This is a genomic window from [Roseibacterium] beibuensis (assembly GCF_039542305.1).
Taxonomy (GTDB): Bacteria; Pseudomonadota; Alphaproteobacteria; order Rhodobacterales; family Rhodobacteraceae; genus Roseibacterium; species Roseibacterium beibuensis.
In genome coordinates, this window is the sequence record NZ_BAABHW010000001.1 from 716,171 (window position 1) to 731,025 (window position 14,855).

Here is a 14,855-nt window from a genome sequence, read left to right on the forward strand (position 1 = left end):
GCATCAGCGGCGGTCTGGAGAAAGACAGGCGACCGTCTTTGGAGGCGTGCGCTCAGCCCGGCACTTCCAGCGTGATGGTGCGGCCGTTGCGCACGTATTGCAGGGTGCTTTCGCCGATTGCGGCGACCGTGCCGCCGTTCAGGCTGTCGCCGACGGCCACCCGCACGAACCGGCCCGAGGGCAGGCGGACAAGGGCGCGGCGGCTGGAGTTCGTGCCTGTCACACCGATCAGGTTGAGGTCCCGCAGGCGAAGCGCATTGCGTTCCGTGGCTGCGCGCGCCACGTCGGCGTTCGAGGGGATCTGCGGCTGCGGCGCGATCTGGCTGGGCGCCACGGCAGGCGCTGTGGGTTCAGGGGCCCGTTCCGCGTTGGCGACCAGTTCGTCGATATTCGCGGGACGGGTCGGCGGCACCAGCGACTGTGCCACGGCCAGCGCCGTGCCTTGAATTTCGGGCTCTTCGCCATCGGGCAGGGCGGCCGCATCCGTGTCGGCATCTGCATCTGCGTCGTTGCCGGGGAAGAGCGAGGCCTGCGCTGCGGCTTCTTGTGCCGAGAGCGGGCGGGCATCGGGCCGCAGCTCGTTCAACTCGCCCAAGGTCAGGCCACCCAGCACCTGGCGCTCGCGGGTTTCGTCCAGATCGGTCGGCCGGGGCGTCGGCTGGAACGTGGCGAGGATCGCGCCCTCGACCCCGTTCACCACCGGCGCGTCAGCGGTGGGCTCGGGGGCGATCTCGCGCGGGCGCGGCACGGCGACAATGTCGGGGCGGCCCTGAATGACCAAAGCCCCGTCCGGGGTCACGACGCCCTCGGGCGTGGGCACGACAAGTCCGCGCGCGTCCGTGTCGATCTCGGTGCCGAAGGGCGGCGGGGGCGGCATCCGGCGCAGCATCTCTGAGGGGTTCACGCCGGCGGCCGGCAGGGCCAGGGCATCAAACGTGCTGAGCGTCGGGTCGATCGAGGCCACGTAGAGGTCGTTCAACCCGGTGATCGTGCCCGGGTCGGGGCGTTCGGGCGTGCGGGGCCAGATCCCATCCTCGGCGTAGATCTGCTGGGTTTCCTCCAGCGAGGGCAGCAGGTCTTCCGGTGTCGGCGGCAGTGGCGGCAGGTCCAACTCGGCGTCGATATCCGGTAAGTCCTGCGCCGGGGCGGGGGCGGCTTCGGGCACCGTGACAGGCTCTGCCGGGTCGGCGGCCTCCAATGCCGCAAGGTCCACGCCATCCGCGGCGGCCTCGTCTTCCGCATCGGGTTGCGCTTCGGGGGGGGCTGCTGCGGCGATCTCCGGGCGTTGCACCGGCGCGGTGGCCGAGGCCGCCGCCGGGTTGGGCGCTTCGCCCAATTGGCCGATTGCGGGCGGTGCCGTGATCGCGGCGGGTGGGGCCGGTGCGGTCAGTGGGTCTTCGGCAGCGACGTCGATCGTGTCGGAGCCCGAGACCCATCGCGCCATCGGGCTGTCCGGCAGGAACAGGACCGACCAGATGGCGATCAGCGCCAACAGCACCAGAAGCACCACGGTCAAGATCAACCCCGTGCGAAGCGACGGTCCTGAACCCGCGGTCGTATCGCTCTTGCGTGCCAGAAGCCCGCTGGAGAAGGCCCCGTCGGCGGTGGTCGCGCCATCGGCTGCCGGGGCCGTCTTGCCCGCAGGGGTGGGCTGTGCCCGGCTCTCCTCGGGATCGCTGCTGCGCAGCGCCGCGCCAAGCGCCGAGAGACGGCTTTCCGGTGCCGCATCGGCGGGGGTGGGGGCCGTCGGTGTACGCGTTCCCAGCCGGTCGGACAGCTTCGCCTGCCTCCCCTGACCACGATCTGCGCCCGTGTCGCCCTTGTCCTGGCCACTCAGCCCCTTTGCGCCTTGCCGCGCCGCGTCGAGCAGGCCGGACAAGCGCCCGGGCCGCGTCGCCTCGGTCGGTTTCGTCGCGCCCGGGGCTGGTTGGCCTGCCGCGCCGGCCTTGGCCGAGCCCAGAAGGCCGGTCAGCCGCCCGCGACCGGACGCCCCGCTTGTCGGTGTGCCGCCAGAAACGTTCTCTCCGCCCTTGGGGCGACGGACCTTGGCGCTGCCGCCAGCCGCTTTCGCAGCCGCCTTGGCCAAGGGATCGGGGGTGGACGGCTTGGCCGCGCCCGGAGCGGGCGACGCTCCGCCATTGCGACCCTTTGCTTGCGGTGGCGGCGTCGCCGCGTCGTCCCGGGGTTTTGCACGGCTGATGTCGCGCAGGCGCGTCAAGCGGCTCGTCAGCGGGTTGGACTTGGCCGCGTCTGCCGGGGCTTTGGTCGGTGCATCGCTTGCAGGTGCCGTCGGGGCCTTGCCCGTCGCAGGCTGGGGGCGTGTCGCGGCAAAGCCGATCCGTGGCTTGCGTTGCGCGACACTGGCTGCTGCGGTCGGCGTATCGGCGGGCGGGGCGTCCTTCGCCCGACGAGCCGAGAAGGTGGGCACAGCCGCATCGGGAGAGCCCGGCGTAGGCGCTGCCACGGACGGTTTTTTATCTTTGCCGGCCGGCGTTTTTCCGGCGTCCTTTTCGTCTCGGGCGCGTTGACGCGCCGCGAGGACAGCCGTCGCCGGAAGGGGCGGCAGGTCGTCGTCCCCTTCTTCGCCCATGTCATCGAGAAACGGCACGGGAGACGAAGGCGTTGCCGCAGCGGGCGCTGAGGGGCGCGGCGCATCGGGGGCGCTTTTCGCATCTTCGACCGCTGCCTCGGCTTCGTCCTCTGGCGGCAGAGGGGCGACCGGCCCATCGAGCATCGGATCGGTGATCGGGTTCGGCGGGGTCTCGTCCTCGGGCGTGCTTTCTTCGGAGGATGCGTCCTTGGTGGGCGCATCCCGCTCGGCGGCAACGGTTTCAGCCTCACCCTGCTCCGGCGCGGCTTGAGGCTCCTCCCCGGCGCTGACCGTCTCGGCCTCCGAGGTGCCGTCCGCCGCGATCGCCGCTTCGGCAGGTTCGCCGGGCGTCTTATCGGGCGATCTCTGGTCCGGCGCCGGTGCTTTGTCCTCATCCTCTGCCGGTTCGATCACCTCTGGATCTGCGGGAGCAGGCTCAGCAGGCGTGGCGGCCGCCTCCGCGTCAGCCTCCGGCACATCCGTGGCCTCGGCGGTGTCGTCCGGAGTCTGGGGCGCGTCCGGCGTGGCCCCGGTCGTCTCGTCCCAGGCGTCTGCACCAAAGGCCAGCCCTTCGTCGGGAAAGCTCAGCCCGTGCGCGGGGCCGGACAGGTCGAACAGCGGCACACCGGGGAATTTCTCAAGCGGTGGCATGGCCGCAAAGCCAACCCCGTTGAACCCGTGCCCCTCGGCAAAAGCGCGCGCTTCGTCCAGCGTTTCCTGGGCAACCACGGCCAGCTTGACGCGATCCTCTTCGATGGTGCGCCAGTCATAGACCAGTTCGGTCACGGCATAGGGCGTCAGCCCTTCCAGTCCTTCCTCGATCCGGAAGGTCGTCAATTCGTCATCGCCCGTGGGCGCGGTCAGCGAGGTGTAGAGGATCTGGTCGTCCGGCAGTACCAGAATCGTGGCAAACCCCTTGCCCTCGCGTTCCTCGCCCTTGGCCCGCAGCTTGGCCATGGCGCCGTCGAGATTGGGCGCGTCGAAACTGACATCGCCCAGGAAAGCCCAATGTCCAGCCCCCTGGCGATGCGCAAGCGCGATACCATCGGGCGACAGAAAGAGCGCGAAATGAACCGTCAAGACAGACCTCTGTCGGCAGCAGCGGGCGCAGATACCCGAACAATCGCCCCCTCATATAGGTATCGCGCCCTTGGGGAAACAGGGCGCGGTCCGAGGGGGCGCTATAAGCGGAATTTAGACTACCGGGATTCCCCTTTTGAAAAAAGGGTTTGTTGCCAGCCCGTTGTCGGGTCCTGCACAGTCTGTGGATAAGTCCGGTTTCTGTGGATAACCCGGGCCGTGTTCTGCGGCCCGGGTTGACGGCGACTCAGGCGGTCGCCTTGGCCAAAGCCTGGTCCAGATCGGCGATCAGGTCCTCTGCATTCTCGATGCCGATCGACACGCGCACCACGTTGGGCGCGGCACCTGCGGCCTCTTGCTGTTCCGGCGTCAACTGACGGTGCGTGGTCGAGGCCGAATGGATGATCAGCGACCGCGTATCGCCCAGGTTGGCGACATGGCTGAAGATCTCGAGGGCATCGACCAGCTTGACGCAGGCGTCGTAGCCGCCCTTCACGGCAAAGGTGAACAGGGCGCCTGCGCCCTTGGGGCAGACCTCGGCCACGCGGTGGTGGTAGGGACTGCTCTCGAGGCCCGCATAGGTCACGTAGTCGACGCGGGGGTCGGCCTCCAGCCACTTGGCGACCGTCACCGCGTTCTCGACATGGCGCTCCATCCGCAGCGACAGCGTCTCGATCCCCATCAGCGTGTAATGGGCGGCTTGCGGGTTCATCGTCATGCCCAGGTCGCGCAAGCCCACCGCGATGCCGTGGAAGGTGAAGGCGAGCGGTCCGAAAGTCTCGTGGAACTTCAGCCCGTGATAGGCGGGCTCGGGCTGGGAGAGGCTGGGGAACTTGTCGCTGGCCGACCAGTCGAACTTGCCCGAATCGACGATGCAGCCGCCGGTGACCGTGCCGTTGCCGGTCAGGTATTTCGTGGTCGAATGCACGACCAGCGTGGCGCCATGTTCGATCGGGCGGCACAGGTAGGGCGTGGCCGAGGTGTTGTCGATGATCAGCGGCAGGCCCGCCGCATCGGCGATATCGGCAATGGCGCGCACATCGGTGATGTAACCGCCGGGGTTTGCAATGGCTTCGCCGAAGACGGCGCGGGTGTCGTCGTCGATGGCGTCGCGCACCGCGTCCAGGTCGTCGAAATCGACGAACTTGGCCGACCAGCCGAAGCGCTTGATCGTCTGGCTGAACTGCGTGACCGTGCCGCCGTAAAGCCGCGTCGAGGCGACCACGTTCTTGCCCGGCCCCATCAGCGGGAACAGCGCCATGATCTGCGCCGCATGCCCCGACGAGCAGCAGACCGCGCCGACACCGCCCTCCAGCGTCGCGATCCGTTCCTGAAGGACGGCCACGGTGGGGTTGGTCAGCCGCGAATAGATGTAGCCCACTTCCTGAAGGTTGAAGAGCGCCGCGGCATGTTCCGCGTCCCGGAAGACATAGGCCGTGGTCTGGTAGATCGGCGTCTGCCGCGCGCCCGTGGCCGGGTCGGGGCGGGCGCCCGCGTGGATCTGAAGCGTGTCGAAGCCGTAGCTGGGTGCGTCACTCATGGGGTCATCCTTCCTCCCGAACTGCATCGCGACAGGAGTAGGCGAGTTGTCGAAACGTCACAACGGCCCATGCGTGGATAGGAACGCGTGTCATGCGACAAGATGCGATTGGAGATGCCTGTTCGTCGAGAATTGCCGCTTTCGAACGTTCAGACCATCGCCGCGCGCGACCACCGGATCGGCCCCTTGCCACTGGACGCCCGCGCGGCGATCGGGCATTACCCTCTGCAAACGACCGACCCCGAGCGGAGACGCCCTGTCATGCTGGATTTCATCAAACGCCTTGTTACCTGGTGGAACGGCCAGACCCTTGGCACGCAGATTTTCACCGCCCGCAAAGGCGTGAAGGTCGGCGAGGACGAGCAGGGCAACATCTACTACCGCTCGCGCGACGACAAACGCCGCTGGGTCATCTATAACGGCCTGTCCGAGGCCAGCCGGGTCAGCCCCGACTGGCATGGCTGGCTGCATCACACTTGGGACGAGCCGCCGACCGAGAAACCCGTCGTTCACAAGGCGTGGGAAAAGCCGCACCTGCCGAACCTGACGGGCACACCGGCAGCCTATGCGCCGGCGGGCTCCATCCGCCGGATTGAGCCGGTCGAGCGGCAGGATTACGAGGCGTGGACCCCGGAGTGAGCGTTTGACGCGTCCGGCCTTGAACCACCGGTCCCCCCATCGGGCCCAAGGAGGCGACAGGCTCCATGGCTGAGCGTGACGACACCCTGACCGAGATCCTTGTCGGCGGCCTCGTGCTTGCCGCCGCCGCCGGGTTCTTTTTCTACGCGGTGACCAGCGCGGGGGGGCTCGGCACGCCCGGCGGGTACCGGCTGGAGGCGTCCTTCCGGTCGGCCGAGGGGATCGGCGTCGGAACCGAGGTGCGACTGGCCGGGGTGCGAATCGGTACTGTCACGGCGATGGAATTGAACCCCGAGACCTTCCTCGCGGACACGACCTTCACCGTATCCGACGACGTGATCCTGCCCGATGACAGCGCCATCGCCATCGCCTCCGAGGGTCTTTTGGGCGGAAATTTCGTCGAGGTGATCCCGGGCGGGTCGCCCTTTAACCTCGAACCGGGCGACGCGATCCTTGATACGCAAAGCTCGGTCAGCCTGCTGACACTGCTGATGCGCTTCGTCAGCGGGGAGGGGGGCGAATGATGCGCCGCGCCGCTGCCGCTGCCGCGCTTGGGCTGTGCATCGCGATCGCCGCACCGCTCGGGGCGCAGCAATTCGACAATTTCGGTGACGATCCGTTCGAAGGGTTTCAATTGCCCAATCCCGACGGCCTCGTGATCGAAGGGCTCGGGGAGGAGGACAACCAGACCGGCGAGATCATCATCCAGCCGCTTGGCGAGAACGGCGTCATGCTCGAAGACGGGATCGAGGGCGGCGCGGTGCTCCAGACCTTTCCGGGTGTGACCGGGCCGGTCACCTCGGTCAGCCAGCCTGAAACCGACAGCGCGTCGCGCGTGACCTTGCGCGCCCTCGATCGCATGCGCGGGTCGCCGACCGATCTCGACCTTGCGATGGGGGAAACCGTTCTCTTCGGGCGGATCGCCATTCGTGTGCTCGACTGCCGCTACCCGGTGGATAACCCAAGCTCGGACGCATTCGCCTATGTGCAGGTCGTCGACTCTGCGGGCAGCGAATTGTTCGATGGATGGATGATCGCCTCGTCGCCCGCGCTGAACGCGCTGGAGCATGCGCGTTACGACGTCTGGGTGCTCAACTGCAGCACGTCCTGAACGGGCAGGTCGCTTGGCATGGCGTGGAAATCGGCAGTCTCGGTCAAGGCCTGCGCCAGGCCTTCGCGATAGTCGGCACGCGGGACTTCGACCGCCCCGAGGCTGATCAGGTGCTCGGTCACGAATTGCGTGTCAAAAAGGCGAAAACCGCCGTAGTTCAGCCGCGCCACCAACCACGCAAGGGCCAGTTTCGAGGCGTCCGGGCGGCGTGAGAACATCGACTCGCCGAAATAGGCCGCCCCAAGCGTGATGCCGAAAACGCCGCCGGTCAGATCTCCGTCCTCATAGACCTCGACGGAATGGGCAAAGCCCGCCTGATGCAGGGCGAGGTAGACGCCGAAGAGTTCCGCGTTGATCCAGGTCGGTTCGCGGTCGGCACAGCCATGGACGACCTCGGCGAAAGAGCTGTTGACGCGAACCTCGAACCCACCCCTGCGGATACGGCGCCGCAAGCTGCGTGAGATGTGGAAGCCGTCGAGCGGAAAGACACCGCGCCGCTGCGGGTCGACCCAGAACAGGTCGTCGTCATCGGCCCCTTCGGACATGGGGAAAATCCCCGCCGCATAGGCGCGCAGCATCAGCTCGGGGCTGAGCGGGGGCCGGGTGCGGGGATACATGTCATGCGCCATTCCCTAGAGGTAGGCGCATGCGCGGCGATTTCCCATTGAAAAACGCGTTTGACCCGACCGGGCAGAATTTTCCGGAAAAATTCTGCGGCCCGGTTCAGTCCATGTTCTCTTCCAGCCAGCCTTCCAGCCAGTGGATCGTGTAGTCGCCCGACTGGATGTCAGGTTCCTGCAGAAGCGCATGGAACAGCGGCACGGTCGTGTCGACGCCATCGACGATCAACTCGCCAAGCGCGCGGTTCAGACGCGCCAGCGCCTCGGGCCGGTCGCGGCCATGCACGATCAGCTTGGCGATCAGGCTGTCGTAATAGGGCGGGATCTTGTAGCCGTCATAGAGCGCGGAATCCATCCGGACGCCCAGGCCGCCCGGCGCGTGATACTGGGTGATCTTGCCGGGGCAGGGGGCGAAATTCGGCAGCCGCTCGGCGTTGATGCGCACCTCGATGGCGTGGCCGCGCAACTCCAGGTCGTCCTGGGTGAAGGACATCGGCTCGCCGGCGGCGACGCGGATCTGCTCGCGCACGAGGTCGACGCCGAAGATCGCCTCGGTCACCGGGTGTTCCACCTGCAAGCGGGTGTTCATCTCGATGAAGTAGAACTCGCCATCCTCGTAGAGGAACTCGATCGTGCCTGCGCCTTCATAGCCCAGGTCGGCCACGGCCTTGGCGCAGGTCTCGCCGATGCGGGCGCGCGTTTCTGGGTCGATGGCGGGGCCGGGGGCCTCTTCCAGAACCTTCTGGTGGCGGCGCTGGAGCGAGCAGTCACGCTCGCCCAGATGCACGGCCGTGCCGCGCCCGTCGCCGAAAACCTGCACCTCGATATGGCGCGGCTTGCCGAGGTATTTCTCGATATACACCTCGTCATTGCCGAAGGCGGCCTTGGCCTCGGCGCGGGCGGTGCGGAAGGCGGTTTCGAGGTCGGCCTCGGTCCGGGCGAGTTTCATGCCGCGCCCGCCGCCGCCGGCGGTCGCCTTGACGATCACGGGGTAGCCGATGGACTTGGCCACGGCCTCTGCCGTTTCGAAATGATGCACGCCGCCATCCGAGCCGGGCACGCAGGGCACGCCAAGCGCCTTCATCGTGTCCTTGGCGGTGATCTTGTCGCCCATCATGCGGATATGTTCGGCCGAGGGGCCGATGAATTTCAGGCCGTGATCCTCGACCGCCTGAACGAAATTCGCGTTCTCCGACAGGAAGCCATAGCCGGGGTGGATCGCCTCGGCACCGGTGATCTCGCAGGCGGTCAGGACACCGGCCATGCTGAGATAGCTTTCATTCGACGGCGCGGGGCCGATGCAGACCGATTCGTCGGCCATGCGCACATGCATCGCGTCGGCATCGGCGGTGGAATGGACGGCGACGGTGCCCACGCCCATCTCGCGCGCGGCACGGATCACGCGAAGCGCGATCTCGCCGCGGTTGGCGATGAGGATCTTGGAAAACATGGCGCGGCCCCGCTTACTCGATGATCATCAGCGGAGCGCCGAATTCCACGGGCGCCTTGTCCTCGATGAGGATGCGCTTGACCGTCCCGGCGCGCGGGCTGGGGATCTGGTTCATGGTTTTCATCGCTTCGACGATCAGCAGGGTCTGGCCCTCGGCCACCTTGTCGCCAACCGAGACGAAGGACGGCGCGCCCGGTTCGGGCTGCAGGTACACGGTGCCGACCATGGGCGAGGTGACGGCGTTGGGGTTCTGGGCCGGGTCCTCGGCGGTGGCCGGTGCCGCTGCGGCGGGCTCTGCGACGGGGCCGGGGGCGGGCATCACGGCCGACGCGGCTGGTGCGGCGTACTGGACCGGGGCGGGCGCCGGTTGCTGGCGCGAGACGCGGACATTCAGGCTGTCGTCTTCCCCGTAGTCGCGCTTGACCTGCAATTCGGTCAGATCGTTCTCGTTCAGAAGCTCTGCCAATGCGCGGATGAACTCCACGTCCTGCTCATGCGTCTTGTTGGTCATGTATATCCTCTGAGCTCATCCCTGGGCGGCGTCGCGCCGGGGCTGCATCACCACGGTATCGACGCCCTATAACGCAGCATGACCCGGGGGAAAAGCCGCGCAATCACCTAGGTGATTTGGGGAGGCGCGGGCGTATTGGAACCCCGTGTTGCCCGAATTTCGGGCAAACGCGCCGGTTTGGACGGCAAACTGCACCCGTTGCGGCGCGATCCAATAATTTACCATTTGATAAAAAATCGGACCCGTGCCAGCGTGATTGCGACGAAAGAGGCCGTGAAAGGCCCGAGCCATCCATCCGACCGGGAGAGCCACACATGAGCAACACCCCCTTCACCCCCGGCATCGCGCCTGCGCGTCTTGCGCCCGCGACGCTGGAGGAGAATTTCTCCGATCTGCACCCAAGGCTGGACGACCACGAAGCGCTCGTGGCCGCCGACCGCTGCTATTTCTGCCATGACGCGCCCTGCATGACAGCCTGTCCGACCGATATCGATATTCCGCTGTTCATTCGCCAGATTGCCACCGGCACGCCCGAGGCAGCGGCGAAGACGATCTTCCAGCAGAACATCCTGGGCGGCATGTGCGCCCGCGTTTGCCCGACCGAGACGCTCTGCGAAGAGGTCTGCGTGCGCGAAGTGGCCGAGGGCAAGCCCGTCGAGATCGGGCGCTTGCAGCGCTATGCGACCGACACGTTGATGGAGCAGGGCGTGCACCCGTTCGAGCGGGCCGCGCCGACGGGGCGCAAGATCGCCGTCGTGGGCGCCGGGCCGGCGGGCCTTTCCTGTGCGCATCGGTTGGCGATGAAGGGCCATGACGTCACCATCTTCGAGGCCAAGCCCAAGCCCGGTGGCCTCAACGAATACGGCATCGCCTATTACAAATCCGTGGGCGGCTTCGCCGAGGCCGAGGTCGATTGGCTGCTGAAGATCGGCGGCATCACCATCGAGAACGGCAAGGCCCTTGGGCGCGACCTGACCCTTGGCGAGTTGGAAAACGACTTCGACGCGGTCTTCCTCGGAATGGGTCTGGCGGGGGTGAACGCCCTGCGCGCGAATGGCGAGGCCAAGGACGGCGTGGCCGACGCGGTGGGCTTCATCGCCGATCTGCGGCAGGCCGATGATCTGGCGACGCTGCCGGTGGGCCGCAACGTTGTGGTGATCGGGGGCGGCATGACCGCCATCGACGCCGCCGTGCAGTCGAAACTGCTGGGCTCCGAGAACGTCACGCTGGTCTACCGCCGCGGGCGCGAGGCGATGCCGGCCAGCCGGTTCGAACAGGATCTCGCGGCGTCGAAAGGCGTGCGCTTCATCTTCAACGCCATGCCGATCGAGGTGGTCGGCAACGGGTCGGTGACGGCGCTGCGCTGCGAATACACGCGATCCGAGGGCAAATCCCTCGTGGGCACCGGCGAAACCTTCGACATCCCCGCCGACCAGGTTCTCAAGGCCATCGGCCAGACCCTTGGCGAGATGCCGGAGGGGCTGGACCTGACCGGCGGCAAGATCGCCGTGACCGGGGCGGGGCGCACCAACCTCGCCAAGGTCTGGGCTGGCGGCGACTGCGCCGCGGGGGGCGAAGACCTGACCGTGACAGCCGTGGCCGAGGGCCGCGATGCCGCCGACGACATCCACGCAATGCTGACCGAGGCAGCCGGCTGAGCGCCGCGCAACCGAAGGAGTAAGACACATGGCAGACCTGACCACGACCTTCTGCGGCATCACCTCGCCCAACCCGTTCTGGCTGGCCTCGGCGCCGCCGACCGACAAGGAATACAACGTCCGCCGCGCCTTCGAGGCCGGCTGGGGCGGTGTCGTCTGGAAGACCCTCGGCGAAGCGGGGCCGCCCGTCGTCAACGTGAACGGCCCGCGCTACGGCGCGATCTGGGGCGCGGACCGGCGCCTGCTGGGCCTGAACAACATCGAGTTGATCACCGACCGCCCGCTCGAGGTGAACCTCGAAGAGATGACGCGGGTGAAAAAGGACTACCCAGACCGCGCGCTGATCGCCTCGCTCATGGTGCCGGTGAACGAGGATAGCTGGAAAGCGATCCTCGACCGGGTGATCGAAACGGGCTGTGACGGGGTGGAGCTGAACTTCGGCTGCCCCCACGGCATGAGCGAGCGCGGCATGGGATCGGCGGTGGGGCAGGTGCCCGAATACGTCCAGCAGGTCACCGAATGGTGCAAGAAACATTCGGACCTGCCCGTGATCGTGAAGCTGACGCCCAACATCACCGATATCCGCAAGCCCGCGCAGGCGGCCAAGGATGGCGGGGCGGATGCGGTCAGCCTGATCAACACGATCAACTCGATCACCTCGGTCGACCTCGACCTGTTCGCGCCGGAACCCACCATCGACGGCAAGGGCGCGCATGGCGGCTATTGCGGCCCGGCGGTCAAACCCATCGCGCTCAACATGGTGGCCGAGATCACGCGCACGCCGTCGCTGGCGGGCCTGCCGGTCTCCGGCATCGGGGGGGTGACCACGTGGAAGGACGCGGCCGAGTTCATCGCGCTTGGCGCGGGCAACGTGCAGGTCTGCACGGCGGCCATGACCTACGGCTTCAAGATCGTGCAGGAGATGATCTCGGGCCTGTCGCAATACCTCGATGAAAAAGGCATGAGCTCGGTCGATGAGTTGGTCGGCCGCGCGGTGCCGAACCTCAGTGACTGGCAGCACCTGAACCTGAACTACGTCACCAAGGCGCGGATCGACCAGGAGGCCTGCATCAAGTGCGGGCGTTGCTATGCCGCCTGCGAGGATACCAGCCATCAGGCGATTTCCATGTCCGAGGATCGCACCTTCGAGGTGATCGATGCCGAATGCGTGGCCTGCAACCTGTGCGTGAATGTCTGCCCGGTCGAGGGCTGCATCACCATGGAGCGGATGGAGCCCGGCACCACCGATCCGCGCACCGGCAAGGTCGTCGAGGAAGAGTATGCGAACTGGACGACGCATCCGAACAACCCCGGCAGTTGCGCCGCTGAATGAAGGGTTTCGCCGCGCCTGCGCGCGGCGACCCGCGGGGGGGCTTTGCCCCCCGCACCCCCCAGAGTTTTCTTGCCAAGATGAAGGAAGGGCCGCCCGCACCAGGGCGGCCTTTTCGCGTTGCGTCAGGGGGCGAGCAGGCGCCGGAACAGCGTGTCGAGAAATGTCTCGGCCTCGGCCAGCGGGTCATGCCCGGGGCCGAGCACGGCGCGGACCTGTACGTCGAAATCGGCGTAATGCTGGGTCAGCGCCCAGACCGAGAAGATCAGGTGATGCGGGTCCACGTCGGCGATCTGGCCCTCGGCGATCCAGCCGCGAATGACGCCGGCCTTTTCATCCACCAGCGTTTTCAGGTCGGTGGCCAGCAGGTGTTCCATGCGCGGCGCGCCCTGGACGATCTCGTTGGCGAAGAGGCGCGATTCGCGCGGGAAATCGCGGCTGAGTTGCAGCTTGCGCCGGACATAGGCGAGCAGTTCCTCGACCGGTTCACCGTCCGGGTCCAATTCGCGCAGCGGGTCCAGCCAGGTTTCCATCAAGCCGCTGAGAAGCGTGATGAAAATCGCCTCTTTCGATGGGAAATAGTAAAGCAGATTGGGTTTCGACAGCCCCGCCTCTCCGGCGATCTGGTCGAGTGTGGCGCCCCGAAACCCGTGGCGCGAGAAGACTTCGAGCGCGGCGTCGAGAATCGCGTGACGGTTCTTTTTCTGGATGCGGGTGCGGGGCGGATCGGCGTTCATGGGGCGATGTTTGGCTGGCGGCGGGGCGAGAGGCAAGGTGCTGCTTTGCGGCATGCCCGATTGCTGGGCATGTTTGCCTTTTCAGGCATCATTTGCCTTGCGATTGGGCAGGCGAGGGCGTTCAATTCATTGACTGGCACAGCGCCTCTGCTAGCGTGATCTTGACCGTTTGGTCAAAAACAATCGAAGCCCCGGCGGCGCGCGACCGGGGCGCTAGACAGGGAATGACCACGATGGCCCTCGACCGTTCCAACCCGGTGCCGAACGACCTTTCCGCATTCTGGATGCCGTTCACGGCGAACCGGCAGTTCAAGAAGACGCCGCGCATGTTCGTGTCGGCGGACGGGATGTACTACAAGACATCCGACGGGCGCGACGTGCTGGACGGCACGGCGGGTCTGTGGTGCTGCAACGCGGGCCACAACCGTCCCAAGATCGTCGAGGCGATCCGCCAACAGGCCGGCGAGTTGGACTATGCCCCCGCCTTCCAGATGGGCCACCCCAAGGCGTTCGAGCTGGCGACGCGCCTGCGCGACATGGCGCCCGAGCCGATGGAGCATGTGTTCTTCACCAACTCAGGCTCCGAGTCGGTCGAGACCGCGCTGAAGATCGCCATCGCCTACCAGCGCGCCATCGGGCAGGGCACACGCACCCGCCTGATCGGGCGCGAACGCGGCTATCACGGGGTGAATTTCGGCGGCATCTCGGTGGGCGGGATCGTCAATAACCGCAAGTTCTTCGGCTCGCTCCTGACCGGGGTCGACCACTTGCCGCACACCCATTTGCCCGGGCAGAACGCCTTCAGCCGCGGCCAGCCCGAGCACGGCGCGCACCTGGCCGATGAGTTGGAGCGTATCGTCGCCCTGCATGGCCCCGAGACCGTGGCCGCCGTGATCGTCGAGCCGATGGCGGGCTCGACCGGGGTGCTGATGCCGCCCAAGGGATACCTGCAACGCCTGCGCGAGATCACGCGCAAGCATGGTATCCTGCTGATCTTCGACGAGGTGATCACCGGGTTCGGGCGGCTTGGGTCGTCCTTCGCGGCGGATCATTTCGACGTGATGCCCGACATGATCACCTGCGCCAAGGGCCTGACCAATGGCGTGATCCCGATGGGCGCGGTGCTGGCGACCAAGGAAATCCACGACGCCTTCATGCACGGCCCGGAAGAAGCGATCGAGCTGTTCCACGGCTACACCTATTCCGGCAACCCGATCGCCTCGGCCGCCGGCCTGGCGACGCTGGAGACCTACAAGGAAGAAGGGCTGTTCGAGCGCGCGGCCGAGTTGGCGCCTTATTGGGAAGACGCCGTGCACAGCTTGCGCGACTGTCCGCATGTGATCGACATCCGCAACATGGGCCTGATCGCGGGGATCGAGTTGGACCCGATCGCGGGCGCGCCGACGAAGCGGGCGTTCTCGGCCTTCCTGCAGGCCTACGAGAACGACGTTCTGATCCGCACCACGGGCGACATCATCGCGCTCAGCCCGCCGCTGATCATCGAGAAGCACCATATCGACACGCTGTTCGGCAAGCTGGCCGACATCCTGAAGGGCCTGGACTAACAGGGCCCCGGACGAAACTGACAG

Annotated in this window: 12 protein-coding genes; 6 read left to right on the top strand and 6 right to left on the bottom strand. The window is 66.7% G+C overall.

What is annotated here, in order from left to right; all coding sequences use genetic code 11:
• Positions 1 to 52: 52 nt before the first annotated feature.
• Together ABD923_RS03560 and ABD923_RS03565 are read right to left on the bottom strand one after the other, a co-directional pair.
• Positions 53 to 3,670: a hypothetical protein gene (locus ABD923_RS03560; protein ID WP_259546643.1), complete on the bottom strand. Its 3,618-nt coding sequence runs from the start codon at positions 3,668 to 3,670 to the stop codon at positions 53 to 55.
• Positions 3,671 to 3,917: 247 nt separating this feature from the next.
• Entirely contained in the window at positions 3,918 to 5,210 is a 1,293-nt protein-coding gene (locus tag ABD923_RS03565) for an O-acetylhomoserine aminocarboxypropyltransferase/cysteine synthase family protein (protein WP_259546642.1), read from the bottom strand.
• Between the two features lie 261 nt (positions 5,211 to 5,471).
• Here ABD923_RS03565 and ABD923_RS03570 point away from each other — a divergent pair, with 261 nt between their 5' ends.
• The 3 genes from ABD923_RS03570 (at position 5,472) to ABD923_RS03580 (ending at position 6,960) form a co-directional block, all read left to right on the top strand.
• The gene (locus ABD923_RS03570; protein WP_259547426.1) at positions 5,472 to 5,849 is read left to right on the top strand and encodes an NADH:ubiquinone oxidoreductase subunit NDUFA12; all 378 of its coding nucleotides are present in this window, start codon (positions 5,472 to 5,474) and stop codon (positions 5,847 to 5,849) included.
• Between the two features lie 65 nt (positions 5,850 to 5,914).
• The gene (gene mlaD, locus ABD923_RS03575) at positions 5,915 to 6,373 is read left to right on the top strand and encodes an outer membrane lipid asymmetry maintenance protein MlaD (RefSeq protein WP_259546641.1); all 459 of its coding nucleotides are present in this window, start codon (positions 5,915 to 5,917) and stop codon (positions 6,371 to 6,373) included.
• Positions 6,370 to 6,960 (top strand): DUF2155 domain-containing protein, encoded by a 591-nt coding sequence (locus tag ABD923_RS03580; RefSeq protein WP_259546640.1) that lies wholly within the window; start codon positions 6,370 to 6,372, stop codon positions 6,958 to 6,960. The genes mlaD and ABD923_RS03580 overlap by 4 nt, the downstream gene beginning before the upstream one ends.
• On the opposite strand, the gene aat is transcribed toward ABD923_RS03580, so the two are convergent.
• From aat to accB, 3 genes are all read right to left on the bottom strand, one after another.
• Positions 6,924 to 7,577: a leucyl/phenylalanyl-tRNA--protein transferase gene (gene aat / locus ABD923_RS03585; protein WP_259546639.1), complete on the bottom strand. Its 654-nt coding sequence runs from the start codon at positions 7,575 to 7,577 to the stop codon at positions 6,924 to 6,926. The genes ABD923_RS03580 and aat overlap by 37 nt on opposite strands.
• A gap of 106 nt (positions 7,578 to 7,683) precedes the next feature.
• Positions 7,684 to 9,030, bottom strand: a complete 1,347-nt coding sequence (gene accC / locus ABD923_RS03590) for an acetyl-CoA carboxylase biotin carboxylase subunit (RefSeq protein WP_259546638.1) — start codon at positions 9,028 to 9,030, stop codon at positions 7,684 to 7,686.
• A 13-nt stretch (positions 9,031 to 9,043) separates the two neighbouring features.
• Positions 9,044 to 9,541 (bottom strand): acetyl-CoA carboxylase biotin carboxyl carrier protein, encoded by a 498-nt coding sequence (gene accB, locus ABD923_RS03595; RefSeq protein ID WP_259546636.1) that lies wholly within the window; start codon positions 9,539 to 9,541, stop codon positions 9,044 to 9,046.
• A gap of 314 nt (positions 9,542 to 9,855) precedes the next feature.
• On the opposite strand from accB, the gene ABD923_RS03600 reads away from it, so the two are divergent.
• Both ABD923_RS03600 and preA read left to right on the top strand, forming a co-directional pair.
• Positions 9,856 to 11,199 carry an NAD(P)-dependent oxidoreductase gene (locus tag ABD923_RS03600; RefSeq protein ID WP_259546634.1) on the top strand — a complete coding sequence of 448 codons (1,344 nt, stop codon included), beginning with the start codon at positions 9,856 to 9,858 and terminating at the stop codon, positions 11,197 to 11,199.
• Between the two features lie 28 nt (positions 11,200 to 11,227).
• The gene (preA, locus tag ABD923_RS03605; protein ID WP_222188263.1) at positions 11,228 to 12,532 is read left to right on the top strand and encodes an NAD-dependent dihydropyrimidine dehydrogenase subunit PreA; all 1,305 of its coding nucleotides are present in this window, start codon (positions 11,228 to 11,230) and stop codon (positions 12,530 to 12,532) included.
• A 122-nt stretch (positions 12,533 to 12,654) separates the two neighbouring features.
• Here the strand turns inward: preA and ABD923_RS03610 are convergent, their stop codons facing one another.
• Positions 12,655 to 13,266: a TetR family transcriptional regulator C-terminal domain-containing protein gene (locus tag ABD923_RS03610; protein WP_259546631.1), complete on the bottom strand. Its 612-nt coding sequence runs from the start codon at positions 13,264 to 13,266 to the stop codon at positions 12,655 to 12,657.
• A gap of 233 nt (positions 13,267 to 13,499) precedes the next feature.
• Here ABD923_RS03610 and aptA point away from each other — a divergent pair, with 233 nt between their 5' ends.
• Positions 13,500 to 14,831, top strand: a complete 1,332-nt coding sequence (gene aptA / locus ABD923_RS03615) for an omega-aminotransferase AptA (protein ID WP_259547425.1) — start codon at positions 13,500 to 13,502, stop codon at positions 14,829 to 14,831.
• Positions 14,832 to 14,855 lie beyond the last annotated feature (24 nt).